The 24,633-nt window shown below is 40.4% G+C and carries 22 protein-coding genes; 12 read left to right on the top strand and 10 right to left on the bottom strand.

The genetic code is table 11. The annotated features are described in order from the left end of the window. Window positions 1-101: 101 nt before the first annotated feature. From ACK4HU_RS00610 to ACK4HU_RS00585, 6 genes are all read right to left on the bottom strand, one after another. Window positions 102-1,334: a hypothetical protein gene (locus ACK4HU_RS00610; protein ID WP_409802835.1), complete on the bottom strand. Its 1,233-nt coding sequence runs from the start codon at window positions 1,332-1,334 to the stop codon at window positions 102-104. Further along, complete coding sequence (locus tag ACK4HU_RS00605; RefSeq protein ID WP_409802833.1) at window positions 1,331-1,900, bottom strand: TlpA family protein disulfide reductase; 570 nt, start codon at window positions 1,898-1,900, stop codon at window positions 1,331-1,333. The genes ACK4HU_RS00610 and ACK4HU_RS00605 overlap by 4 nt, the downstream gene beginning before the upstream one ends. A 337-nt stretch (window positions 1,901-2,237) precedes the next feature. Continuing rightward, complete coding sequence (locus tag ACK4HU_RS00600) at window positions 2,238-3,122, bottom strand: DUF5777 family beta-barrel protein (RefSeq protein ID WP_409802832.1); 885 nt, start codon at window positions 3,120-3,122, stop codon at window positions 2,238-2,240. Beyond that, window positions 3,119-3,661 (bottom strand): YceI family protein, encoded by a 543-nt coding sequence (locus ACK4HU_RS00595; protein WP_409802830.1) that lies wholly within the window; start codon window positions 3,659-3,661, stop codon window positions 3,119-3,121. Before ACK4HU_RS00595 ends, ACK4HU_RS00600 begins: the two co-directional genes overlap by 4 nt. Beyond that, window positions 3,658-4,155, bottom strand: coding sequence for a ubiquinol-cytochrome c reductase iron-sulfur subunit (locus ACK4HU_RS00590; RefSeq protein WP_409802829.1), 498 nt, complete (start codon window positions 4,153-4,155; stop codon window positions 3,658-3,660). The genes ACK4HU_RS00595 and ACK4HU_RS00590 overlap by 4 nt, the downstream gene beginning before the upstream one ends. A 75-nt stretch (window positions 4,156-4,230) precedes the next feature. Beyond that, entirely contained in the window at window positions 4,231-4,788 is a 558-nt protein-coding gene (locus ACK4HU_RS00585; RefSeq protein WP_409802828.1) for a hypothetical protein, read from the bottom strand. A 719-nt stretch (window positions 4,789-5,507) separates the two neighbouring features. On the opposite strand from ACK4HU_RS00585, the gene smc reads away from it, so the two are divergent. The 7 genes from smc to ACK4HU_RS00550 all read left to right on the top strand — a co-directional run bounded on the left by smc (window position 5,508) and on the right by ACK4HU_RS00550 (window position 14,399). Beyond that, on the top strand, window positions 5,508-9,047 hold the full coding sequence (smc, locus tag ACK4HU_RS00580) for a chromosome segregation protein SMC (protein WP_409802826.1): 3,540 nt from the start codon (window positions 5,508-5,510) through the stop codon (window positions 9,045-9,047). A gap of 477 nt (window positions 9,048-9,524) precedes the next feature. Next, window positions 9,525-9,962 carry an IS200/IS605 family transposase gene (tnpA, locus tag ACK4HU_RS00575; RefSeq protein WP_409802824.1) on the top strand — a complete coding sequence of 146 codons (438 nt, stop codon included), beginning with the start codon at window positions 9,525-9,527 and terminating at the stop codon, window positions 9,960-9,962. A 210-nt stretch (window positions 9,963-10,172) separates the two neighbouring features. Next, window positions 10,173-10,445, top strand: a complete 273-nt coding sequence (locus ACK4HU_RS00570) for a KilA-N domain-containing protein (RefSeq protein WP_409803195.1) — start codon at window positions 10,173-10,175, stop codon at window positions 10,443-10,445. Next, window positions 10,421-10,558 (top strand): hypothetical protein, encoded by a 138-nt coding sequence (locus tag ACK4HU_RS00565; RefSeq protein ID WP_409802823.1) that lies wholly within the window; start codon window positions 10,421-10,423, stop codon window positions 10,556-10,558. The genes ACK4HU_RS00570 and ACK4HU_RS00565 overlap by 25 nt, the downstream gene beginning before the upstream one ends. Before the next feature lie 227 nt (window positions 10,559-10,785). Further along, entirely contained in the window at window positions 10,786-12,078 is a 1,293-nt protein-coding gene (locus tag ACK4HU_RS00560; protein WP_409802821.1) for an McrB family protein, read from the top strand. Between the two features lie 2 nt (window positions 12,079-12,080). After that, entirely contained in the window at window positions 12,081-14,054 is a 1,974-nt protein-coding gene (locus ACK4HU_RS00555) for a DUF2357 domain-containing protein (protein ID WP_409802820.1), read from the top strand. 48 nt (window positions 14,055-14,102) lie between these two features. Next, entirely contained in the window at window positions 14,103-14,399 is a 297-nt protein-coding gene (locus ACK4HU_RS00550; RefSeq protein WP_409802819.1) for a hypothetical protein, read from the top strand. Window positions 14,400-14,437: 38 nt separating this feature from the next. Here the strand turns inward: ACK4HU_RS00550 and ACK4HU_RS00545 are convergent, their stop codons facing one another. The 3 genes from ACK4HU_RS00545 to ACK4HU_RS00535 all read right to left on the bottom strand — a co-directional run bounded on the left by ACK4HU_RS00545 (window position 14,438) and on the right by ACK4HU_RS00535 (window position 16,760). After that, a complete protein-coding gene (locus tag ACK4HU_RS00545) occupies window positions 14,438-15,010 on the bottom strand; it encodes a hypothetical protein (RefSeq protein ID WP_409802817.1) in 573 nt (190 codons plus the stop codon). Between the two features lie 465 nt (window positions 15,011-15,475). Next, the gene (locus tag ACK4HU_RS00540; protein ID WP_409802816.1) at window positions 15,476-15,631 is read right to left on the bottom strand and encodes a hypothetical protein; all 156 of its coding nucleotides are present in this window, start codon (window positions 15,629-15,631) and stop codon (window positions 15,476-15,478) included. 25 nt (window positions 15,632-15,656) lie between these two features. Then, on the bottom strand, window positions 15,657-16,760 hold the full coding sequence (locus ACK4HU_RS00535) for a hypothetical protein (protein WP_409802815.1): 1,104 nt from the start codon (window positions 16,758-16,760) through the stop codon (window positions 15,657-15,659). A 235-nt stretch (window positions 16,761-16,995) separates the two neighbouring features. Between ACK4HU_RS00535 and ACK4HU_RS00530 the strand changes: the two genes are divergently transcribed. The 4 genes from ACK4HU_RS00530 (at window position 16,996) to ACK4HU_RS00515 (ending at window position 21,757) form a co-directional block, all read left to right on the top strand. Continuing rightward, on the top strand, window positions 16,996-18,822 hold the full coding sequence (locus ACK4HU_RS00530) for a 7TM diverse intracellular signaling domain-containing protein (RefSeq protein WP_409802813.1): 1,827 nt from the start codon (window positions 16,996-16,998) through the stop codon (window positions 18,820-18,822). Beyond that, on the top strand, window positions 18,815-19,456 hold the full coding sequence (locus ACK4HU_RS00525) for a response regulator (RefSeq protein ID WP_409802812.1): 642 nt from the start codon (window positions 18,815-18,817) through the stop codon (window positions 19,454-19,456). Before ACK4HU_RS00530 ends, ACK4HU_RS00525 begins: the two co-directional genes overlap by 8 nt. 250 nt (window positions 19,457-19,706) lie before the next feature. Beyond that, a complete protein-coding gene (locus ACK4HU_RS00520) occupies window positions 19,707-20,276 on the top strand; it encodes a hypothetical protein (protein ID WP_409802810.1) in 570 nt (189 codons plus the stop codon). Window positions 20,277-20,503: 227 nt separating this feature from the next. After that, a complete protein-coding gene (locus tag ACK4HU_RS00515) occupies window positions 20,504-21,757 on the top strand; it encodes a hypothetical protein (protein WP_409802809.1) in 1,254 nt (417 codons plus the stop codon). 184 nt (window positions 21,758-21,941) lie between these two features. On the opposite strand, the gene ACK4HU_RS00510 is transcribed toward ACK4HU_RS00515, so the two are convergent. Then, on the bottom strand, window positions 21,942-22,433 hold the full coding sequence (locus ACK4HU_RS00510; RefSeq protein ID WP_409802808.1) for a hypothetical protein: 492 nt from the start codon (window positions 22,431-22,433) through the stop codon (window positions 21,942-21,944). A 500-nt stretch (window positions 22,434-22,933) separates the two neighbouring features. On the opposite strand from ACK4HU_RS00510, the gene ACK4HU_RS00505 reads away from it, so the two are divergent. After that, window positions 22,934-24,610 carry a hypothetical protein gene (locus ACK4HU_RS00505; RefSeq protein WP_409802806.1) on the top strand — a complete coding sequence of 559 codons (1,677 nt, stop codon included), beginning with the start codon at window positions 22,934-22,936 and terminating at the stop codon, window positions 24,608-24,610. Window positions 24,611-24,633: the final 23 nt, after the last annotated feature.

Raw genomic sequence — 24,633 nt, 5'->3', positions numbered from 1 at the left:
TGTGATTTGACGACCGTCGTCTCCACCACGGCGGACAAGTGTGGACGATTAGCCGCAACTTCTAAAGTATATATCTTACTGACTTGCAAGTTTGCGGATAATCAGAATAATTCAAATCCATTGGCTGGAAAGTAAGCGGTCCTGATAGTGCTACTTTCATCAATTACCTCTGTCCATGCAAAGTACACTCGATCGCCTAACACCTCCATTTGAGGAAAGCCACTTTTGCGACTGGGATCTATTGAAGAAATCTTTACTGTAGTTCCCATTTTACCATCAGCATTGATTTTGGCTGCCAGAATAAAAGTACCCTCTTCCAGCGTCTCCATCCAGGATACAATACCTGTTTTGGAATCAAGCAAAGCCACATCTACTCGACCGATTACTTTTCCTTCCACTGTCACAGGAGCTTTGAAACTCTCTCCTGAGTTATCCGAAAAAGCGAATTGCACCTGAGGCGAATCTCCTGAAGCGGTAAACCAGCCTACTAGAACTGTTGAATTTATCGCAGCTGCCCTAGGCCCATTTACCGGACAGCCGGCAATCTTCCAGCCATCTGCATGGATAATTTTTGGCTCGGTCCATTTGCCGTTAACCTGACGGGTGATGGCAATGTCTCGGATTTCCTCATCCGATCGGTTACGATACAGGATCACCGGACCTTGGTCCGTTAGTGCAGAAGTTGTCTGGCAGCAGTCACAGGTTTTATCGTCCAATTCCACATCACTGATCACTTTGCCTTTTAGGTTCACTTCAGCTACACGAAGGCTCATCGCGCCCGCGTGCCCGGAATGGTCATGACCCCCACCGCCTTTATTTCTTCCATCGAGCCACGTCACCGAATAAGTGGAATCTGAAAGCGGAATGGCCGATAAAAATCCATGCTCTGTAAACGTGGAATCTGTATGCAAAGGAAGTCCTGTTTCCCATTCTCCCCCTCCTTTGACCAGGGTATTGAGCTTGACATCGTAGGAGAATTTTCCTCCCGATGACTTCTGGAGGATGTAACTGAGGAGATTTCCTTTGTTTTGTACAATAGCGGGATAGTCCGCCCAATTGACAAACCAATCCGATCCTTTTATAATGGAGGTTGGTTCGGACCATCTTTCTCCATTTTCCAAAAAAGCATAAGAAAACTGCACCGTATTGTCATCAAGCATGCTTACCCAAGAGAAGATTAGGCTGGAATCGTCGGAGGACAGCACTGGTAATGATGATTTTGTCAAGCCTGGAAATGGAATCTCCTTTAACTCATAAGATTCTGGCTCAGAAGGTCTGCAGGAGCCCAAACTCAATCCACCTAGTACTAAACAAAGAATTAAAACCCGATTCATGGTTTGTCGGCTATTAGGTCTTGGATCGAGGAGAAAGAATTCCAATATATCATTCCTGCTTTTCGGTAAACTTCCTTTCCTTGATTATCCAGAATAATTGTGGTCGGTAAGGCATAAAGCTCGAAATCTGCCATCGAACCTTTCGTCATTCGAATTAAATCCAGGCCGGTTTTATGCTTTTCTTGATAGGATTTAATTCGATCCAAATCCTCATCAGAAGCAATTAAGAATTGGGTGCTGTCGTTTTCCAGTTTCGGTAATGCCTTTCTTAATTCCGGAAACTCTTCCAAACAAGGCTTGCACCAAGTGGCCCAAAAATGAATGACAGTTATCTTTTTATCACTAGGCTGAAACAAAAATTCATCACCTGTAAGGTCTTGAAAAGTAAAGGTTTTTGATAATTCATATGAATCTTCAATTGAGGATTCAATTGCTTGATTGTTTTCTCCAGTTTTGCTTTGGCAGCTGAGCAATATCGCAAAAACCAAACTGAGAATAAGTCCCAATCGGAAAAGCAAATATTTTGAAATTCGAAAGGAAAGCGGAATTCTGGGGTGCTGGGTCATGCTAGATAATTGACCTAAAAATAACAAAATCAAGCAAGACTATGAATTAGGTTTCGTTATAGCCTGTCCCGACGAATGTCGGGAAGGCATTTAATTGCAAAAAAATCAGGCTGTTTGGAGACGGAAGCATAGCAAAGCTGTGCTGATCCCAATAGCTATCGGGAGAAAATAGCAACTTAGTGTCTGGTTTTGAATTAATTAAATGCCGAAATAGAATTGCCAATGCATATTTTGGGTTAAACACGCTAACCTAAAAAAATTTGATAGAAAACCAGAGTTGATATCTGTAAGGAAATCGACTAAGATATAAATAGGTTAGATCCCTAAGTTTTAGGCCTTAGTTCACAGCTTTTCTTTTTTTCTGACCTAAAGCAAAAATCCGATTGACATTGAATCCCAAGCGGAACTCCTCTCCCGGAACACCATTTCCACCAGCCAACAAATACTGCTCGTTTAGCGCCTGCGATGTGACAAAGTACATTTGGAACACGTGACCACCTGCTTCTACATCCCAACCGATTCCAAAATTGCTTCTTAGATCTGAATTGAGGTTAGGGATATACTGTAATGTTAGTGAAGAGCGATCAGTGACTTTATACTTTCCACTAAAACCAAGCGCCAAATAAAGATTTTGATTGCCTTCAATCTGATAAATTTGTCTGGGATTGACAAAATAAGCCATCATAGGACTGACTTGCATGCTGACTTTATTTGAAAATTTCCGTGCAAACATCACTTGCCCAAAATAGGCCAACCGATCTGCAAAATCTGGTCGCTCAGTTGAGGGTAAAAAATTATATGGATTACTAATTATCCCTGCTCCACCTGCAAGACTGATAGAGAGTGGAATGTTGTTATTTTGAGTTTGCTCTAACAATAAATATCGACCATAAATATTATAGAATTTGTCTCTGCTTGACCTAGAAGCCCCAAGAGAAAGCTTATCACTCAAGCCAAATTCAAAGCTAAATTGGATATTGGCACCGTTGTCCAGCCCAAAAAGATTCTCAATGCCCCCATCCAAAGTACCGAATGTATGCATGATCGCAAAGTGCATGGTCTTTCGTTCAAGCGGTTCGACGGTCAGCAAGTTGATATGCCTTGGTGCGTGAAAAATTAGATCTACAGGCTGATTCTCATTTTCAAGTTTCCGCTCCAATTGAGCATTTGTATGGATAATTGAAATAAAAAACACGATTACCGATAGGACTGTCTTTCTCATTTTTTCTGGGTTAAGATTGCATTAATCGTCACTTTTTGTTCTTGGGCCAATTCATAGAAAACCAATTTAGGCAGAGGTATCTTATAATCTGACAGTAGAATTTCAAAAGTTGCATCTAATTCCACTTTTCCATTTTGAGCGAGGGTCAAAAATCCTGCAACTTCAATTTCTCGCTCAACTCCATGAATTTTGAATTTACCGATTGCTTTAACTGGAGTTTTATTACCCATTATCAAGGTAGGAAGTTGAACTAATTTCCCTGTGAACTCAGCGAAGGGAAATTTTTCGGTTTCCAGGTAATTTTCACGCATGTGGCTATCCCGCAGACCAATGCCAGTTTTAAGGGTATTGAGATCTACAAAAAAATCCAACAAATTGGATTCAAGATTTACCAATCCATTCAAAGAGCTTGATTTTCCTTCAAATTCATTCAGAGGTGCTTTTGACAAAAAAGTCACCTGCCCTTTTGTAGTCAAATACTCCTGCCCAAATGCTTGGTAACTAAAAAAGAGGAGAAAGGGGATAAGTAACCACTTCATCGTGTAACCACCAGAGTAGTACCTGTCACCTGCGTGGAAAATTGAGTTAAAGGAGCTGTAGCAGGTCCTTGTAGGACTCTACCAGTTGGATCAAATACTGACCCATGACAAGTGCAAGTAAATCTGTTCGTTGCGAAAGTCCAATTCCTATCGCACCCACTATGGGTACATACGGAAGTTAAAGCTATAAATGAACCATCAATGTTTGCAACGAGCGTTCTTGCATTTTCAATTAGCAACCAGTTACCGGATGTATTTAAGCCTGTTTGTAAAGTCAGATTAATTGAAATTGTATTCCCAGCGATAGTGATTCCGTTGGAAGAATTCCCTGGAGGTGTTGGTGGGACTGCTGGATCTGCATCGTCAGTTGAAGAGCAGGATGTGAAAAATGCAGCTCCAAAAGTAGCCAGAACGATAGAAGCACCTGTTCGCTCAAGAAATTTCCTTCTTGATTCGGTCAAACTTCCAGATTTGGTAACGAGTGATTGGTCCATGGTTAGATTGTTTTTTCGAGATTAAATACGAACTATAAATCTTTTCTGGATTAAAAAGTTTAGAATTTTACAAAGTCAAAAATATTTTGGTTTCAAAATCTCACTCACAACAATTGCATCCCTCAGACTTTTAGGATTCTTAAGTAGCTGTGCGTAAGGATTTGATTTTTTCGGCTTCAACGAATCATAATCCATCTTGATTGATGGTATCAGACCGGCTGAAGGAATTGCTTCCTTAAAATTCTGATATGGAATCTTCTTTGTCGCAGCATAAGATCCTTCATAATACCTTGTTTCTTCATCCTCTTCTTCAACAACCACTGGTTTTCGGGAAACTTGTTTTGGCTGCTGAGGAATATGAGAAGGGATTGACTTAGTTCTGTAGGGATCAGGCCTTTGAGGTTCTTGGATTACAGGTTTCTGCCGAACAGGCTCAGGCTTTTCAACTGGTGTAGGATTTTGCGCCTGACGAATTTCCTTCATCAAATCCTCGAAAGTCATCCCTTTTTGAGGGGCCTCAGGGGATCTTTCATTCGAATCAGTCATTTCTTCCTGACCCTTTTTCTTTCGAGTAGCTTGATAAACGAAATAGGCTAATACAGCAACGATGTAAACAATGTTTCCCAAATCCATGGCCTCAAGTTAATTCAAAAATTCGAAGTTTAGAAAGTCAACGAATGCAAGGGGGGAAAGTTTGGAGGTTTGTTAGTAGTCGGTGGTGAAGTGTAAGTGGTCAGTCTCAGTCGCAGTAGGCAGTCTCAGTAGGCAGTAATCGCAGTTGGCAGTTTTGGAAGTAGGAAGTTGGAGGTTTGGAAGTTGGGAAGTTAGGAGGTTGGAAAGGCTTTACTCAATTCTATGTTTCTTAAAATCAGCTGGAATCAGCGAATTATATCAGCGAGGATCAGCGGGAACAAAAAATCGGAATTCGATATCCAAATCCCAAATCAGCGGTAATCAGCGATAAGAATCTGCGGACATCTGCGGGAAACCAAATTCCAAATCCCAAATCTTTGCTGAGCTTGTCGAAGCATCAAATCCCCCTACCCCCTTTGATAAACTGACTCGTCAAGATTGATTATTCGAATAAAGGGGGAGTTGCGTCAATATGAAATCCAAACTGAAAATTACCAAGTTAAAATTCCAGAGAACTAATATCCCAATTTCAAATCAGCGTTAATCAGCGATAAGGATCTGCGTTGATCAGCGGGAACAAAAATCAGAAATCCCCAATCCGAAATCCGAAATCATAATTCCCCTTCTTGCTACTTGATACCAGATACTTGCTACTTAAAATTTGCCATTTCCCTGCTTTGGACTTATTTTGTTTCTTTTACAAGGAGAAAAAAAATCGAATGCTGCTCAGTAAACTGGAGATCAAGGGCTTTAAGAGTTTTGGGGATAAAATGGTCATCCACTTCGACAAGGGAATCACAGGTGTCGTCGGTCCAAACGGTTGCGGAAAGTCAAATGTCGTCGATGCCATCCGATGGGTGCTCGGCGAGCAAAAGTCCCGAATGCTCCGCTCCGACAAGATGGAAAACGTCATCTTCAACGGTACCAAAAACCGCAAGCCAACCAATATGGCGGAGGTTTCCCTGACTTTTGAAAACACCAAAAACCTCCTCCCAACCGAATATACCCACGTCACCATCACCCGTCGCTACTACCGTACCGGTGAAAGCGAATACCAAATCAATGGTGTCACCTGCCGCCTAAAGGATATCTCCAACCTCTTCATGGATACGGGGATCAACTCCAATTCCTACGCGATCATCGAACTCAAGATGATCGACGAATTGCTGAATGATAAAAACAACTCCCGTCGCGAACTTTTCGAAGAAGCTGCCGGGATCTCCAAGTTCAAAAACCGAAAGCGGGAAACTCTCCGCAAACTCGAAGACACAGACGCAGATCTTGCCCGAGTGGAAGACTTACTTTTTGAGATTGACAAAAACCTGAAAAGTCTGGAAAAGCAGGCGAAGCAGGCTGCAAGATATTTTGAGATCAAAGCGGATTATCGCGTTGCCAGCATCAATTTGGCGAAGAAATCCATCGAGAAATACGCTACTAATCTGATTGAAGCAAATTCTAAAATCCAATCTGAATCTGATCGCAAACTTCAAATCCAAACTCAGATTGCAGATCAGGAAGCCCTTTTGGCGCAACTGAAAGCCGATCTGATCCAAAAGGAAAAACTCCTCTCCTCTCGACAGAAAACACTCAACGAGCACGTGAATAAAATTCGGTCTTTTGAGTCGGAGAAGAAAATCAAAAACGAGCGGATGCGCTTCCTCGAGGATCGCTCCCAAGCTTTGCGCGAGCAAATCGATACTGACCGAAAGTCAAATGACCGCGCAGGCTTCTCCATCCGATCCCTACATCAGGAGAAAGAATCCGCGGAGAAAATCCTTGCGGAAAAGGACCATATCGTCTCCGAACTTCGAGAGCAATACGATGCGCAGAAGCTGATTACTTCCGAAAAGCAACAGAGCCAAAAAGAACAAAGCCTAAAGTTCGAAAGCCTCAAAGAGCGAGTCTATCAACTCAGCAAAGATGTCGAAATTAAGCAAATTCAGCTTTCGACGCTGAAGCAGGAACTTGAGCGAACTTCCTCCGACGACTCTTCACAGGAAGCCAGCTTGGTGGAGTTTGAGGATAAGATGGTGGAACTGAAGGCTGAGCTTGATGAGGCAACAGGGGCTTACTCCCAACTCAAGGCCAAGCAGGAAGATCAGGATCAGAAGATCGAGGAAACCAATCGCGTGATCGAAATGATCCGTGAAGAACTCACGCTTTCTTCCCGTAAACTTGACTCAAAAACCAACGAATTCAACCTCACCAAGTCTTTGGTCGAAAACCTCGAAGGCTTCCCCGAGGCGATCAAATTCCTTAAGAAAAACGCTTCTTGGGGCAAGGATATTCCCCTACTTTCCGATCTGCTCACCACCGATGAAAAGTATCGCGTGACGATCGAAAATTACCTCGAAAGCTACATGAACTATTATGTAGTGGAGACCGAGGATCAGGCGATCGCCGCCATCCAATTACTCAGCGATGCAGCACGTGGCAAAGCCAATTTCTTTGTTCTGGAGCATTTTGAGCGGTTTAAGGCAGGGCAAAGTAAGCTTTTCGCCAATGCAATCGCTGCGACAGAGATCATCGAATTCGACGTCAAATACAGCCGACTGATCAATTTCATCCTGGACAATGTCTACATCGTGCAGGGAGATTACAAGGACTTCCCTGTGGATACCGATTGCGTTTTCCTCTCGGAAAGCGGCAAATACACCAAACGTAAATTCTCCCTTTCCGGTGGTTCGGTAGGACTTTTCGAAGGAAAGCGGATCGGCCGGGCCAAGAATCTGGAGAAACTGGATCGGGAGATCAAAGACCTGAGCAAAAAGGTCAGCTCGACACGCTCCAACTTGGATCAAAAGCTCAGCGACTTGATGAAGCTGAAGGAAGTGAGCCACAAAAAGACCTTGGAAGAAAGCCAAAACCGCATCAACGAACTCAATTCAGGCTACGTTTCCATCCGCACCAAAAAGGAACAGCTTGCCGAACTCCTATCTTCCAACAGTCACAAGCGGGAAGATATTCTCGACCGAATTGCAAGTTTGGAGGAAAGTCTGACTGAGATACTTCCACAGCTGACCGAGGAAAAAGCCCGTTTTGCGGAGCTTACAGAAGAATTGGCTTTGGTCAATGAAGAAGTCGAAGCAGAAAACAAGACCCTCGCTGAGAAGTCACAAACCTTCAATCAGGAGAATATCACCTTTATTCAGCAAGTTAATAGAGTAAGCAGCCTGGAACAGGAAATCGAATTCAAGCAGAATGCCTTCGACAGTTCCAAAGAGCGAATCGAAAAGTCACAAGCCGAACTCGCCACCTTGGATTCGGAGATCAAAAGCCTGCTGGACAACAATGAAGTCAAAGACGATGAACTGATCGAGCTGTATTCCGAAAAGGAAAGCATCGAGCAAGGCGTAACCGAAGCAGAAAAAGACTACTACGGCGCCCGAGGTTTGATCGATGAGACGGACACCAAAATACGATCTCTCCAAAAGTCCAAGGAAGGTTTTGATGTATTACTACAGGAACTCCAAAACGCCATCAACGAGATTAAACTCAAGATGAGCGGAATGAAGGAACGCTTGAGTGTGGAATTTGAATTGGATCTGGATGCGCTGATGGAAGAAAACTCTGCACTGGATCCGGAATTCATGGATTTTGCAGAGGAAGAACTCCGAGAACTGGTGCGAAAGCAAAAAGAGCGACTGGAGAAAATCGGCCCGATCAACCCGATGGCCATGGAAGCCTACGACGAGATCAAAGTGCGATATGACTTCATCACTGGGCAGAAGAATGACCTGATCCAGGCCAAGGAAAGTCTCCTCAATACCATCAAAGAGATCGATTTGGTAGCAAGAGAAACCTTTTTGGATGCCTTTGGTAAGATCAAGGAAAACTTCATCAAGGTCTTCCGCTCACTCTTTACCGAGCAGGATGACTGCGATCTGACCCTTGTCGATCCGGACAATCCTCTGGAGTCCGCCATCGAGATCATCGCCAAGCCCAAAGGCAAGCGTCCTCTCACCATCAATCAACTCAGTGGTGGGGAAAAGACCTTGACGGCCACTTCCCTACTCTTCTCGATCTACCTACTGAAGCCTGCGCCCTTCTGTATTTTTGACGAAGTAGACGCCCCGCTAGACGATGCCAACATTGATAAGTTCAATCAGATCATCCAGAAGTTCAGCACCGAAAGCCAGTTTATCATCGTGACGCACAACAAGCGCACCATGGCCAGCACGGATATTATTTATGGCATTACCATGATCGAAGCGGGCGTGTCGCGAGTAGTGCCTGTGGATTTGAGGGAGTTGGCTTGATTTGACAGAATTTGGGCTAAAGCCCATGAGGTAAATTTGGATTCTTATTGCCTCCAGCTGAAGCAGGAGGCAATTCAATCGGGATTCCATTAAATAGGAATGCGGCTACAGCCCATTCAATCAGGTGGTGATACAATTGTTTTCCTTTAGCCAAAATTCATCAAGCCGAAGCAGGAGGCAATTCATTCAGGATTCCATTGAATAGGAATGCGGCTTTAGCCCATTCAATCAGGTTGTGATACAATTGTTTTCCAGGCTTTAGCCAAAATTCATAAAGCTAAAGCAGGAGAAAATTCAATCGGGATTCCATTGAATAGGAATGTGCCTTTAGGCCATTCCTCAAGTCAATTATACCAGTAATCGTTTTTTTCGGAAAAAAGTAATTGAATAGGAATGTGGCTTTAGCCCATTCCAACTAAATTAGGATAATAGTCAATGGGCTTTAGCCCAATTCTTTTTCTCTTAAATTTTTCAATTATGCCATTTGTAAAAGTTCACATCCACCTCGTCTGGAGCACCAAAAACAGGGTACCACATTTAAATTCGAAAGAACTCAGATTAAAAGTTTGGAATCATATCCGTGAGAACGCACAAAAAAAAGAGATCTTCGTCGATTTCATCAATGGATATTCCGACCACTGCCATTGTTTGATTTCTCTTGGTGTCGATCAAACCATCCAGAACATTCTCCAACTTTTAAAAGGAGAATCATCCTTTTGGATCAATAAAAACAAATTAACAAAAGAGAAATTCGAATGGCAAGATGAATATTTTGCAGTTTCAGTTTCTAAATCTATGGTGGATAAAACTCGGGATTACATCAAAAATCAAGAGGAGCATCATCTGAAAAAGACTTTTCAAGATGAATATGAGGAGTTTATTTCAAAATATGGTTTTGAAAAATTTAAGGGTTAATTGGGCTAAAGCCCGTAAGATAAATTTGGATTCTTTTTGCCTCCAGCCCCGAGAGATCGGGACAGGAGGCAATTCAGGATTTGGAATTCATTTAATAAATCATCATTCGATGTTTACAATTCGATATTCATTATTTGAAATTGAACATGAGATATCAAAGCCAATCTTTGAAAAAATTAAACCAAATTTTTTACGGCAAAGGGAAAGAAAATAACGGTTAAGGGAACAGAGATTACCATAATCCAAATCCTCAGTTCTGATTTCATAAGCCTTACCGATATGACTATAGGCTTCAAAGAAGGAAGTGGTTTAATTGGAAAATGGATCACAAACAAAAACACTCTGGAATATCTTGGAATTTGGGAAAAAATAAATAATCCCAATTTCAATTACCCCGAATTCGGGGTAATTGAACAAGAATCTGGGGTTAACCGATTTATCATGTCTGCTGGTCAAATATGGAAAGCACCAATGCACTTTTAATCCATCAGGGTTTGACACAATCCGAACGCTTGCTTCAACTCAATCAGATAGCAATTTCCCAGATTAAGTCCCTGATTCAGCATCGGAAGAGTTTGGATCAATTGAAAGCTTAAAAGTCCAAAAACTCAACTATCTTAGTCTTCAGATAAGTTGGATAAGAATTGATTTTGTCAAAAAAACATAAAATGAATTATAAGGAAGAGTTCAAAAAATGGGTTTCAAACAATTTGACTAAAGATTCTGGAGCTGGCCCCGCTTATATCACGTCGTTAAATTGGTTGTCTGACAGATTCTTTGAAAATGGAAGAATTATAAAAAATCCATTTTTGAAATTGAGGATTTGAATCTAATTTCTGAATTACATACTGAAGTTAAAAAAATTCAAAAAGACAAATCCTCTTATATTTATAATAAAGATGCTCCTTCTTACGGTGAGAGATATTTTTATTCTGCAAGTTTAGCTAAATACAAGGAGTTTTTAGAATACAATTTGAAAGCTTCCATTTTGGTTAAAGAAAAAGATTTTAAAGTTTTTTATTTCCAAAATGCTTTAAGGAACTCGGCTCTACTATATGATTGGGTTTTAAACATTCGTTTTACAGCCTCCCTCTTAGCCAAACCTTTTCTAATACTTACTGGCCTTTCAGGATCAGGGAAAACAAAAATAGCACAGGCATTTACTTCTTGGATTAGTCAGGTTGATACCCAATATATAATTATTCCAGTAGGAGCAGATTGGACTAATCGAGAACCCTTATTAGGCTATCCCAATGCCTTAAATCCCGAGGAATATATAAAACCTGAAAATGGAGCTTTGGATCTTTTGATTGAAGCAAATGAAAATCCGGATCTCCCTCATTTTTTGATTTTGGATGAGATGAACCTAAGTCATGTGGAGCGGTATTTTGCGGACTTCCTCAGTGCCATGGAATCCGATGAGGAGATTTTCCTGCACAGCGGCGGAGAATCCATAAGCGGCGTTCCGCCTAAAATCAGAATCCCTAAAAACCTGTTTATAATCGGTACGGTCAATTTCGATGAGACCACCCACATGTTTAGCCCCAAGGTTCTGGATCGAGCGAATACTATCGAATTCCGGATAACCCCTGATGAAATGACATCCTTCCTGAATCAAGTCGGGGAAATCCAAATGGAAAATCTGAAATCTAAAGGTGCGGGAATGGCAAAAAGCTTTTTGGATATGGCCTTGGATACGTCAGTTCCTTCTGAGGGAATGGAAAGTATCAAAACTGAGTTGGGAAAATTCTTTGTCGAACTGAAAAAAGCCGGAGCAGAATTTGGTTACAGATCAGCCACGGAAATACTAAAACTAATCGACCGCTTGGGAAAAATTGACCCAAGTCTAGATGAAGATGCCAAACTGGATATTGCCATTATCCAAAAACTTCTGCCAAAACTTCACGGTTCAAGAAGAAAATTGGTCCCAATTCTTTCCACCCTCGGTCAGCTCTGTTTGGCAAAAAAAATGGAAATTGAGAAAGACGTTTTTAATGATAATGATTTTAAGTTTGAAAAAAATAGTGACGTTAAATATCCTCTTTCGCTCGAAAAGCTTTCCAGAATGCATCGAGGAGCAATAGAAAATGGATTTGCCAGCTTTGCTGAAGCATAGAAATGCCTTTATCTACAAACATATCAATTGATCTTTCCTTCGTTCAGAAGAACCTTGTTCTTGAAATCCTTGAAAAGCAATTAGGGACTCTATTTGACGAAGAAACTGACGCTTTAAATCACAATGAGGCGAGGTATCAGTTGGTTGAGGGATGTTTTTATGATTATGCGCTAAATGATCAAGATTACTTTTTGGAAAGTATTGAAGGAAATATTGTCCAGCCTCATAGAAAACTTGGGCATATAGGTAGCATTGCACCTAATATTTATGTTGGAACCCTTTCTATACCTCTTTTTAAAATTGGGAATACAGAACCTGTTTTTAAAATCTCTCTGGAAGTCCGATCAAGAAAATCTAACTATCGTGATGATTATCGTGATATGCTCGAGTATATCACAGAAAAATGTACAGATCTTCTTCTTCAAATCAATTCACCGGTATATCAGAATTTTGAACCTAATTTTTCTAAGGAGATTTCACCTGATGTACTCTATCAGCGGTTTATTTTCCTGAAATCAATCATTGGAACAACAGAATTTTCGGAGGCAGTACACCGTATTGTATCTTATCCAGTCACTACCTGGAAGGATGAAATAGAATTTCGGGATGTACGAAATGTCCGAAGATTTTGTAGGAGTGCTGTTTCAGAATTAGTTAAAGGAAATAACAGATCACCCCTGCCCACCAACCATCAATTACGAAATTATGGTCTCGACTCAGTCCCATTAAGGATCCAGTCTAATAGAAAGGTTGACTCATTGGACACACCTGAAAACCGGTTTATCAAATATGCACTCGAGACATTTTTGAAGTTTTGTGTAGAAATCCACACTAAAGCAAAGAAACTCAATAAAGGAAATCTTCTGGTTAAGGAATCTGCATCATTGATTTATGAATTGGAAAATCAGCTACATCACAGCGTTTTCAGTGAGATTTCGAAACCTTATTCTTTAAAACTCAACAGTCCTGTTTTACAACGAAAAGAGGGGTATCGGGAAGTGTTGCGCGTTTGGCTGATGTTTGATTTGGCCGCTAAACTCATCTGGAAAGGTGGTGAAGATGTCTATCAGGGAGGTAAAAAGGACATCGCTACGCTCTACGAGTATTGGTTGTTTTTCAAATTATTGGAGCTATTTCAATCCATGTTTGATATTGAAGCAGAGGATATTGAAAAACTGATCAGCCGTAAGGATAACGGACTGAATGTGAATTTAAGACAGGGGAAATTCACTCCAATGAAGGGAGTTTATAATTCTGGGTCAAGAAAATTTCATATTCAGTTTAACTACAATCGCTCATTCAAAGGGAAAAATGAATATCCTTCCTCAGGTAGTTGGACGACTACCCTTAGACCCGATTATACGCTATCTGTTTGGCCTTTTGGAATTACTGATGCTCAGGCTGAAGAGGAAGAACTAATTGTCCACGTTCATTTTGACGCCAAATACAAGGTTGATAATATTATTATTATTACTGATCAGGATGACGAAAGTGTATTGAATGAAGAAAAATCCCAAAATAGAAAGGGATTTTACAAAAATGCTGATTTGATGAAAATGCATGCCTACAAGGATGCAATTCGACGAACAGGAGGCGCTTATGTTTTATATCCAGGAACAGAAAAAATTGACAGGAAAGGGTTTCATGAAATTATTCCGGGCTTAGGTGCTTTTCCAGTTAAACCATCTAAAACTTCAGATGGAACTAACGATCTTAAAAACTTTATAAAAGAAGTAATAGACCATTTCATCAATCGCGCCTCCCAAAGGGAAAAAATCGCTTTCAAATCCTATGAAGTTTATCAAAATCGGCCCAAAGACGAAGATAGAGTCAGTGAATACCTACCGGAAACATATGGACTTAACAGACATTTGATTCCCGATGAAACTTATGTTTTGGTAGGCTACTATAAATCACCAGAACATTTGGAATGGATTGAAAAAGAAAACAAATATAATTTCAGAACTGGGACTTGAACAGGATCATTAAATCTCGATTTAGAAACTGTCGCTGCAAAGTATCTATTGCTTCATGGTAGAGGTGACATAAATTCCAATCGCCTGTGGAAAATAGTAGGAAAAGGCCCAAAAGTTTACTCCCTTAATGATTTGGACGGGAAAAAAGCTAGATATCCCAAAGAAGAAATAAAGTCTGAGGTAGAGGAAAAATTCTATTTAGTAATTGAAATTGAACCACTAAGTGAAAAGGAATTTTTGGGAGTAAGTTGGGATTTTAAAGCTCTCAAAAATTTCAAAACAAGAAACCTTTCTGGCAGGCCTTTTACAGCCTCACTTTCAGAATTGGCTAAAGTGAAAATCTAAAGGGATTTAAAAATTAACTTCAAACTTGATAATTCGAATCAAATAATTGAAATGCGCCTACACCGTGCTAGGATGCCGTCAAACTCTTTGAAAAATATTTGCAAATTCGGATCAATCCAACGCACAAGATCATAAAGGTGAGACCTAATCTGTAATGCTGGAGAGCAATCAATAGTGCTTGCAGAAAAACACAAAGGCTCGCAATGGTTTACTCTATTCCTAAAGTTCTTAATTTCCTCTAATTTAGAATGTATTGATGCTCTGTTTTCAGTGGCTGGCTTAAAGGGGAAAGAATGTATTGGGCTACCCGAAACCAAACTATAATGGTGCGGAAGAAAAAAAGCTACCCAGAATCCCATTGATTGATCAGAGATTATTTTTCCTGAAGTCACAGGGATACCTTTTGATGTTAGCTGTCTCTCTGTTTTACTGACGCAGTTTCGAAGAAAGAAATGTGATTGATTTAGGCTTGAATCTGACATAAATCCAGACTTTTGGTTTATAATCCATTCAGCATCACAAAAATTTGAGATTAAAACTTCATTTAAAGAATTTCTTAATACAACCTCAAATTGGCTAAGCAACGGATGAAAAGCCTGCGCTAGTCTCATGTTTGCAAGGTAAAGTCGTTTTGCCTTGGTCAAATTATGAGCAGTTGCTCTTAAATACCGATTGTATCTCGATCTTGAAAGATATTTATACCTAAGTGAAGCTTTCATTCAACAATCTATAAGGAAATCCGTATATTTGTACTGTTAGATCTGATCAAGCCTCTTTCGGAAACGAAACGTAATCAGATAAAAGAACTGGCCTGCATTTGGATGCGGGCCTTTTTTTATTTAAACAATCTACAACTATAAGTGAAAACAATATTTTTGGTTACCGTCTGTTGAAGTTACCGAATACCTAATCTATATAATTTCATTGAAAAAAATTTTTGACCTTAAGCTATTCAACCTCTCTGCGGAACTGCTTCAAGAAATTTTTTACTAACAATACCCCATCTGTAAATGATTTAACACCGTTTTTAAACAAGCTCCCAACTTCACCTCAAAATCCCAAAATCTTAAAACCGTCTAGCCTTTGGATCGGTAGAATTGATTGACTTCCTCATCGCGCTCCATATTCCGTTCGATTTTGGAGATCCAAAATTCACGGTTGGACTTGATGTCATGTTTCTGATTTCCCCAGTTGAATCCATGCCAGAAAGCACCGTCTACAAAGATGACCAACTAAAATCTCTCCCAAGTTCTTCGATCAAGGCTTGATACAGAAGGTTCCACTTACATTCACAAATTGATTATTAAGGCTCGGATATCCATCACCAGATGCCTGAAAGCTGTATTCCCCTGTGATTTCGGGAGTCACAGTAAGGATCTTGAGTGTTCCCATTGGCTTGTTTTTACCGAAGTCTCTGTTGGTCCGCCAATCGTCATTTACCGTTCCGTTAAATGCAATCAGCCGCCCCACTGCCCCGGTGTTAGTAAGGCCAGTTCCAGCACCGGCATTCCGAAATTCAAGGGTTTTGTTGGCTACTAAATTGGAACCCGTCAACATGATTTGAACCATATAGCGCGTCCCTGCTGTGGTCGCCTCTATGACTAAGGCAACGTCTGTGGATTTGTAATCGGCGAAAATGGTATTTCCAGCGACTTTTCTGCCTGTTCCGCTTGCACTACCTGGCTTAATTTGTGACCAATAACTCACCAAGTTTTTTGCATCAATAAAATTGACGCAGGAGGCAGTCCCTGATCCTCCGGTCGCCCCACCTGTAGTGCCACCTGTACTGCCCCCGGGATTGCTTGGTGTAGATGCTATAGGATCATTCCTATTGTCAAAACTCACTGTCAGATCAAAGCCTATAGAACGATCAATGGATCGGGGATCACTCCCCCCAAAGACCCCATCTCCCTTTAACTTAAATGAAATTTTACCTCGAGTTCCATCTAAGATATCCGCTTTGTGGCTGCTGACAGTCGCAGTGCCTGATTTCCCAAAGAATGAATACCCTTCTGCGTAAATCTCAATCCCTTCTTCATTAAATGGGACATCTTCTTTTATCGTATAAGTACCATCTTTGGCAGGAATGGAAAAGGTCAGTCTCACCAAATTAGGGCTAGCTAAAGTAAAAGTAATCTGTGATTCACTTGCAGTGATTTTCGTTACACTGAGATTACTGGCTGGAGCTCCGTTATCAGTAAAGGAACCGCTGACCTCAGGATTACTCAATGACTCAAAACTGGAGATGAAATAGGATACGTCTTCATTTTTTTTAAGGCTCTCCAGCAGGTCACAACCTGGAATAATGATTGTCAAAAAAATTAGAAAAAATAACTGGATCAATTTTCTATTCAAGTTCATATATCTAATTATGGCGTGCTGTATAAATCGGGTTTAAGGATTTGGATCAAGTCCATAAAATCACATCACAAAAATTGAAGTTATCTACACTCCTTCCAATACCAAGAAGTTGGTATTTTTTTGAGTTGTACTCTTTTTAAAATCCAATCAATCTCTATCTTAGTTGCATTATCACCCTATTTTAATAACACTGGCTTTCTTGGGAATTTGTGTCACATATTGGGTAAGCCCAACTTTGCGAGATGCTTCATTGATCTTGCATAGGTCTTCGATATTGATTTTGATTTTCTTTTGGCTGATTTCATGCAGGCAAAAAACTGATTCCAGTCCCCTATTCAGCATCTTCCCTGACGAAAATTATACTCCTCAAGAGGCATGGGCGATTGCGGACACCCTCATTCAAAATAAAAACCAATTCAATTCAGGAATTACCCGCAATCAATGGTGGCTAGGGATGACGTTCACAAATCCTTCCGATTCGACGCGTCAATTCCTCTTCGTACCAAACAATCCGCATATCAACCGGATAAGTGTTTTTGAAAACGATGCTTTCACTGCTTCCATGGAGTTGGGGGATTATTTGCCTTTTGGACTGCGGCCCTTTTTGGACAGGGACTTGGTGATCCCGGTGGTAGTCCCTCCTGCCGGCAACCTGCGATTTCTTTTGCTCTTGGACAAAGTCGGCGAAACTTTCCATATCGAACCAGAGGTGCTTGACTTCCAGACATTCTATCAGCGCAAGTCCAATGACACCTTGGCCATGGGATGGATTCTTGGCTGGATGAGCATCATTTTCATTTTTGCTGTTTTTTTTGCCATCGAATTAAAAGCCTGGATTGGAGCCATCTACGCCGCTTATGTGCTGTCCATTTCCCTATGGCTATCCACGCATTGGGGATTGACATTTCAGTTTATTTGGCCCTATCAAATCGATTGGGTAGGCATTGCCCGGCCATTTTTCAATCTACTGACCAATGTGCTGATTCTTCTTTTGGTGGTAAAATTCTTTCCACCCACTACCACCGGCAAATCAACAGCAAAAGGAATCTGGGCAATCATTATCCTTCAATCGATCATGCTGGCATCCATCCTGCTTCCCTTGGGAATCTTAGAATCCATTCCCTCCAAGATCCTTTTTCTACAAACCACGGGGGTCGTTTCCCTGATCACCAGTATTTTGCTTTTGCTTTATTCATTTCTCCAATGGCGGGCAAAAGTCCCCTTGGCAGGCTATTACCTCCTTGGTATTGCCTTCCTTGCGCTCTTTGGAATCGTGATCCAGCTGAATCAAAAATTAGTACCAATGGGGATTCCTCATAATTTGCTGGATTTTGGAAGCGCTTTTGGACTGATGGGCGAAACAGGATTGATCACGGCAGCATTTGCGAGGCGGGCCTCATTATTCAAAAGAGAAAAAGAAGGACTTGTCATTGAAATTCTGGAAAAGGAGAAAAAGGTAGCAGAGCAACTTATCCAAGTTCAGGAGGACGAAAGACAACGCCTAGGAAGAGACCTCCACGACAGTATTGGAGGAATGTTGGCAAGTCTTTATATCAAAACAGAAATGCTATCGGAGAGTTACCCATCAGAACCACTCTCCGATCTGAAACAGATGATCGAACAAAGTATTCAGGAAGCTCGATCACTAAGTCATAACCTTACACCGCATTATTTAGAAGAAAACGGTTTGGAAAAAGTACTGAAACTCCAAATAGATCTTCTCAACCAGAAATATCCCATAGAAATTAATTTCTATTACCAAGTGATGTCTCCGATCAAAAAATCCCAGCAATTGATTCTTTACCGGATCTGCAATGAATTGCTTCAAAATATTGTCAAGCATGCCGAGGCCCGGGAAGCTTTGCTGAGTCTAGTGGAGCAAGAGGGGAAAATCGAGCTGATTGCAGAAGATAATGGCAAGGGTATGGATATTTCCTCTTCCACTACAGGAATTGGTTTGAAAAATATTCAGGAACGGATCATTTATCTCAGAGGATCTTTTGATATGGAATCAAATCATACAGGAACTTCGCTTACAATTTTAATCCCGCTGTATGCTTAACTTCACCGAAATCAAGGTACTACACCTCGATGATCACTTGCTTTTTGCTCAAGGCATACATTCGCTTCTGGGAAATGAGACGTTCATCAGGGAATTGGTCCATACACAATCTTTAAGTGAAGGCATGCAACTGGCAGAGAAACTTCAGCCGGAATTGATCCTCCTAGATTATTTTCTTCCTGACTCCAATGGTATCGAATCACTCCGGATTTTAAAAAAAAATTACCCCTTGACTAAGGTGATTGTATTGACTATGGAGTCGAATCCGGAAGTAATGGAAAATTGCAAGAAAGCAGGAGCAGTTGGCTTTTTGGAGAAAACAATCAGTAAAAAGACGCTTTTGGAAGCCTTAAACAATGCTTTGCAAAACATACCCTCCTTTCCTGCCTCACTGCTTTCGCAAACTAAACCATTTAATCCTCAATCACTTTTAAAAATTTTGAGTAAAAGAGAGAAACAGATTGCCAACCTGGTGTCAGAGGGATTCACCTCAGCAGAAATTGCGGAGAAACTATTTTTAAGTGAACTGACAGTCAATACCCATCGAAGAAACATCATGCAGAAATTGGAGTTAAAAAACTCAGCTCAATTGGTTGCCTTTATAGAAAAAATAAAGTTTTTGGACTTCAATTAAATTCGGGAAATTGATAAAAAAAGACCTCTTAGCAATTTTTGAAATACTGAGCCTTTTTCCCCTCAATGAATTTAGTATCTGGGAATAAGCTTAGTGGATTTTGAAGACGCAAACCACTGCAAGAAAACTATTGGATCTGTCTCTAATTGAGCTCTTTATTAAATTTTTTATCAATAATTTCTTTCCAGGATACATAAAAAAAATTAAATATTTTTTAAATTTTCAAAAGAGTTCCAATCGATTTTTTTCCATGCTGAAAAAGAGAAACATCAGGATAATCTCAGCTATAACTTTGATTTTCTATCCTTATGTGGTGTTAGTAGTTCTCAATGCAAAGGGATTTGAGATTACTCCTTTTTCCCTCATTATTTCATTTGCTCTCACCTTGTTGACTGTCATAATTTTATGGTTAATCGGAAAATCATTACAAGGTCTGGGGCGGAAAATATGGAAGCAGGAAAAAGAGGAAGAGCAACCAGAACCCAGAAATCTGAAAGAATATGGTAGGGAGATTTTGGTTGAGTTGATAGGGCTACCTGTCGTCGGCGATTGGATCAGCTTAATGATCACCTTACTCCCTTTAGGACTGATACTTTTAGTGAATGAAAAATATGAATTGTTTGCCTACAGCATTCATGAAGAAATAGTCTTATATGGAATGATCATTTTGATTTGGGTGGAAACTTTGGAGAAAGAAGTACAAATCCGAATGTGCATTCCAACCATACCTATTCCGATCAAATACGTGTGTTATATTGCCATAGCAGTAAATTCATTTCTAATTGTTATTCAATGGCTTGGTCTTTATAATTATGAATAACCTATGATTTTTCTATTTTTATTCAAATGTGCTCAAGTCATCAACAGCAAAAATAAGCACCTAGCCCTTCCCATTTAAAAACTGAGTTTGCCCTACTTTGAAAAATCAGAAAGAAAAGAGGCAAAGTTCCTAATCCTGCAAAATCAAAAGCTCAAATAAATTTTAATTTTTTTTGTTCACTTTTTTAATCTGGCACCGATAGATGATAAAACTCAAAATTATTTATCATGAAAAGACTTTCAACAATTCTTTTTGCCAATTTCATCACCCTGGCAGCATTTGGTCAACTATCCCAAAGTTCACCTACCGACCAAATAATCAATCCGGTCCATGCGATAGAAGGAACCAATGCAATCCAAGCTGTCTCATATTATTATCCGCCGGGTTATTTTGGATTATTAAATAATGCTTTGACAAGTAGCAGAGCCCAGGGTATGGGTTTTACTACGCTGACTAAAAGTGGAATTGAACATTCCTTTTATAACCCTGCCTCAATTGCAGCAATAGAGGAGCCCTTTCAAGTATATGCCAACTATGCAAATGGCCACACTTATAGACCAAAATCTCGGTATTATTTTTTAGGATCAGCATACCGAATCACCGAAAAAATCTCCGTTGGAGCCTCTTTATTCACCTATCGGGATAATAACCCAGTATGGACCAGCATTATAGGTTCCAAGCCATTTAGCACAGATAATTTTAACCAAACTGGAATATCCTTAGTAGCATCATATAGAATAATGGAAGGATTAGACCTTGGATTAGCAGGAAATTTTATAACAGAAAATGCGATCAACGGAGAAAAGACCAACAGCGATTTCATTCCTACTATTGGGGTCAATTACCGAAAAAGCCTTGATATTTTTTCTTCAGAAAAAATACAGAATCAATCCATTAGTGTTTCAGGAAGCTTATTCAATTTCCTGTTTAACAATAAGACTGAGCAGACTTACGAAGACTTAATTAGTTATAATTACCTTCCAATAATCCTTAGACTTGGTGCTGCCTATGGCATGAGCATTCCCATGGAATCTGGCTTTGCAGAAGGAAAAAAATTCTTTGAGGGAACAGAAAAATCCTTGGATCTATCCTTAGAACTTCAATTTCAGGACTACCTTCCTGGAAAAGATCCACGTAGTGAAGATCACTTATACAATAGTGCTTTCGGTATAGGTGCCGAAGCTTGGTTTTGGAAAAGAATATCGCTTCGATTGGGATTTTACAACGAAAAGGGACCCTCTGGTATACAAGATGATGGAGATATCTGGGTTACTGGAAACCGAAAAGGATTTACCTGGGGCTATGGATCAAAAATCCCAACCCACGAGCTAACGCAAAAGAAATTACCATTTGATGTAGAGGTTAACTTCGTGACATCATCCCTTGTAAGCGCACTGGACAATGAAATTTACACACATCCAAGGTTATTCACCGACAATAATTTCCAATTCTGTTTTGGATTAAATCTTTTATGGAGATGAGATTTTCAGTTGAGATGTTGATTCTTGGCAGAATGGGGTAAAGTCGCATTCCAATTGATGGCAGCCTCTTCACAATGAAAGCCAAAATCGATTGGCAGCTTTTCAATTCCCATATCGCAATGGTCTATGTCCTTACAGACCACTTTGGATATATTCTACATGTTAAGCAGGTAGTTTAAATGCACTACCTGTTCTTTTCCTGATTGAGGAAGTAATTCACTCCAAAACTTACCTGCCCCAAGTTAACTTGAACACGAGTCAGATTGACCACATTGGACCTGTCTTGTATAGACAATTCACCCACCCTAGCTAGAAAAGCCCATTTCGGTACTGGCTGGAAGATAAACATCGGCGTGAACGCAAATTGGTAATTGAAGACTGATTCGGATTCACTCGAACTTGAATTTCGCCCCACTCCTGCAGCAATAGATCCCTCCATAGCTAAGAAAAACTTCTCACTGAGCTCAAAATACTTTCGTACAAACATTCCACCGAGGTAGGAATTGGAATTTGATTTTTCAAACAGGTTTGTTACCGGATTGATGCTTTGTCTCCACTGTGACTCCAGCGATACGATTGGACCTATGGCCACAGTATTGCTGATGAACTTCCCGTTGTAAAGTTCAAGGTTCAGGTAGTGTGTCGCAGGCTGGTTTTCATAATCATACTTGAACATAGTGTAGACTATGTTCCCTCCCAAAAACTTGGAATCTTTTCCCACCTGACCTTGGGCAAAAAGTGGGACAGTAATAAGAGCAATACTTTTTTCATAAAACTAACTTAATTATTTTATTCTGAAAAGATAATATACCAGATGAATTTACTAGTTATTTTTTTCTGAGGCAAAATTGTTCAGTTTTTGGGCTGCAATCGAGTTTAGTCGATTGGGAAAACCATATTTTGAAATCATTCCTATTTATCTAAAGTCCAATTATTCTCATTTTCAGAGAATTAAAAATTCATTAACTTTCGTTAGTACTGATTTTTAGTGCTTTACATATTTTTGTTTGACGCTAATGCAGCTATTTAAAATATTTTCCCAAAGGGAAATCCTATTCAATCAAATGGATTCTGACCAAACCAGCAACCTAGAAATGAATCAAATCTATTCTATAAGAAAAGCAAAAATCTCCATTTCATCGATCCAATCCATCCTTTTATCTAAATCATTTTACTATGAGCTACTTCTTTGATTCTCACCTGCACTTGACATTGAAAAATCAGTTTTCCAAAAATGGGAACTCCACCAGCCCATGGAAGGCCATCACCAAAGTCGATCTGAAGGATGGCTTGTCCAAGCTGATTGAACTCTTTGCCTTGGGGACGCTCGACAAAATGTTTGGTTCCCAATCCTCCCCGGATATGCTGATCGAATCCGGCTACAAGGTCGTGGTGATGCCGCTTTTTGCTCCGGACATTGACTTGGTCAAAGCCCTAAGCAGCAAAAAAACCTTTATGAACCTTCTGGAAAAATTCCAGCACACCCGTTTTGGGGAGGTGTTGAGTCATGAGCGCTACCAAGAGCTATTGATAGAAAATAACGCTTTTTCCATTGTGGAAAATGACTTGGATCTCTTGCCTGTGGATGATCCCTTTCAGGCAGGACGAAAAATCGTATTCCTTACCGCCAAAAGCCAATGGAACGAGGCTACCTTGAATACACTTTTTGTCGTCTGTTCCGTCGAAGGAATCCACTCTTTGCGCAGCAATTTAAATGAGGAAGATCCCTCGGTGATTTTGGAAGATATCTGCAAAAATCTCAAAAAACTCCAAAGTCGAAACATCAAAGTTCTGATGGCCAACCTCACCCACATCGACCGAATGAATGGGGCATTTTGCAATCAGGCCTATGCGATGGATGGCATGCGGGTAAGTAATTTTGATGAAAAGGACCTTCGTCCTATTCACCAAGGAATTTCAGAATATGGAAAAAAGCTAGTCACATTGCTTGAAGAGGAGGAAATCTGCACAGATATCAAGCACATGAGTCTTCCTGCCAGATTTCAACTTTACGAGTATCGCAAAAATCAAGAAATTAACAGTCCACTTGTCTCTTCCCATTCAGGGATCTGCGGAATTAGATTCCAATCTGATACCGAAAGCTTCAATGATTACATCTATTCATCCAGAAAAGAAGGGGATTGTTACCGGGTGAAATTGGGAAAACCTGCCAAATACAAGTTCAATAATTTTCCCTCTCCGGGCTTCAATGCCTCCACGATCAACCTGTTTGATGAGGATATCAAAGCGATCTATGATTCCGATGGGCTTTTGGGGATTTCTTTGGACGAGCGCGTGATCGGATATACTAAGGCAAGGAGATTAAATCAGGATTCCTTTTCCGATAATGTTGGAAGAATCAGCATTCGGCAGCGGGGAAATAAATTTATTTTGACCGATACGGATTTTATTTCTGGTCAAGAATATCAGGAGTTAGGTTTGTTCAATTCCACCAAAGGAAAGCTCCTTTATCAAAGCGCAGATGCTGAAGAATTGACAGATTTGATCAAACGAAACTCAACGGATATCGCTCCGCATCAATTCCATCATTTCCTCAATCAAATTCTGCACTGTGTGAAGTTGGGGATAGACTGGGACGGAGTGGCTGGAGTAGAAAAGATGCTGTGCAAAATCCTGTGTATTGGTTCCGATTTTGATGGATTGATCGAAGCCATTGACTGGTGTACGAGTTGCCGGGAGATTGATTTTCTGAGGAAAAAGTTTATTCGGGATTTCGAAAAAGCCATTATCGCAAATGGTTTGTTTCTTCCTCAGAACTGGCCTATTGATCGGATTGCAGATCGGATATTCTATGAAAACGGAAGGGATTTCGTGTTGAGTAGGTTGAAATAAAGGATGGAATTTTGGGAGTGGTT

Source organism: Algoriphagus sp., assembly GCF_046296635.1.
GTDB lineage: Bacteria > Bacteroidota > Bacteroidia > Cytophagales > Cyclobacteriaceae > Algoriphagus.
This window is presented reverse-complemented; position numbering and strand designations above follow the sequence as displayed.

Excerpts from the sequence above, each read along its gene's own strand:
- ACK4HU_RS00555 (WP_409802820.1), top strand. The coding sequence starts at position 12,081 with ATGCCTTTATCTACAAACATATCAATTGATCTTTCCTTCGTTCAGAAG.
- ACK4HU_RS00535 (WP_409802815.1), bottom strand. The coding sequence starts at position 16,760 with ATGAACTTGAATAGAAAATTGATCCAGTTATTTTTTCTAATTTTTTTG.
- ACK4HU_RS00510 (WP_409802808.1), bottom strand. The coding sequence starts at position 22,433 with ATGTTCAAGTATGATTATGAAAACCAGCCTGCGACACACTACCTGAAC.
- ACK4HU_RS00505 (WP_409802806.1), top strand. The coding sequence starts at position 22,934 with ATGAGCTACTTCTTTGATTCTCACCTGCACTTGACATTGAAAAATCAG.
- ACK4HU_RS00585 (WP_409802828.1), bottom strand. The coding sequence starts at position 4,788 with ATGGATTTGGGAAACATTGTTTACATCGTTGCTGTATTAGCCTATTTC.
- smc (WP_409802826.1), top strand. The coding sequence starts at position 5,508 with ATGCTGCTCAGTAAACTGGAGATCAAGGGCTTTAAGAGTTTTGGGGAT.
- ACK4HU_RS00520 (WP_409802810.1), top strand. The coding sequence starts at position 19,707 with ATGCTGAAAAAGAGAAACATCAGGATAATCTCAGCTATAACTTTGATT.
- ACK4HU_RS00545 (WP_409802817.1), bottom strand. The coding sequence starts at position 15,010 with ATGAGACTAGCGCAGGCTTTTCATCCGTTGCTTAGCCAATTTGAGGTT.
- ACK4HU_RS00605 (WP_409802833.1), bottom strand. The coding sequence starts at position 1,900 with ATGACCCAGCACCCCAGAATTCCGCTTTCCTTTCGAATTTCAAAATAT.
- ACK4HU_RS00610 (WP_409802835.1), bottom strand. The coding sequence starts at position 1,334 with ATGAATCGGGTTTTAATTCTTTGTTTAGTACTAGGTGGATTGAGTTTG.
- ACK4HU_RS00590 (WP_409802829.1), bottom strand. The coding sequence starts at position 4,155 with ATGGACCAATCACTCGTTACCAAATCTGGAAGTTTGACCGAATCAAGA.
- tnpA (WP_409802824.1), top strand. The coding sequence starts at position 9,525 with ATGCCATTTGTAAAAGTTCACATCCACCTCGTCTGGAGCACCAAAAAC.
- ACK4HU_RS00525 (WP_409802812.1), top strand. The coding sequence starts at position 18,815 with ATGCTTAACTTCACCGAAATCAAGGTACTACACCTCGATGATCACTTG.
- ACK4HU_RS00515 (WP_409802809.1), top strand. The coding sequence starts at position 20,504 with ATGAAAAGACTTTCAACAATTCTTTTTGCCAATTTCATCACCCTGGCA.
- ACK4HU_RS00600 (WP_409802832.1), bottom strand. The coding sequence starts at position 3,122 with ATGAGAAAGACAGTCCTATCGGTAATCGTGTTTTTTATTTCAATTATC.
- ACK4HU_RS00595 (WP_409802830.1), bottom strand. The coding sequence starts at position 3,661 with ATGAAGTGGTTACTTATCCCCTTTCTCCTCTTTTTTAGTTACCAAGCA.
- ACK4HU_RS00565 (WP_409802823.1), top strand. The coding sequence starts at position 10,421 with ATGGAAAGCACCAATGCACTTTTAATCCATCAGGGTTTGACACAATCC.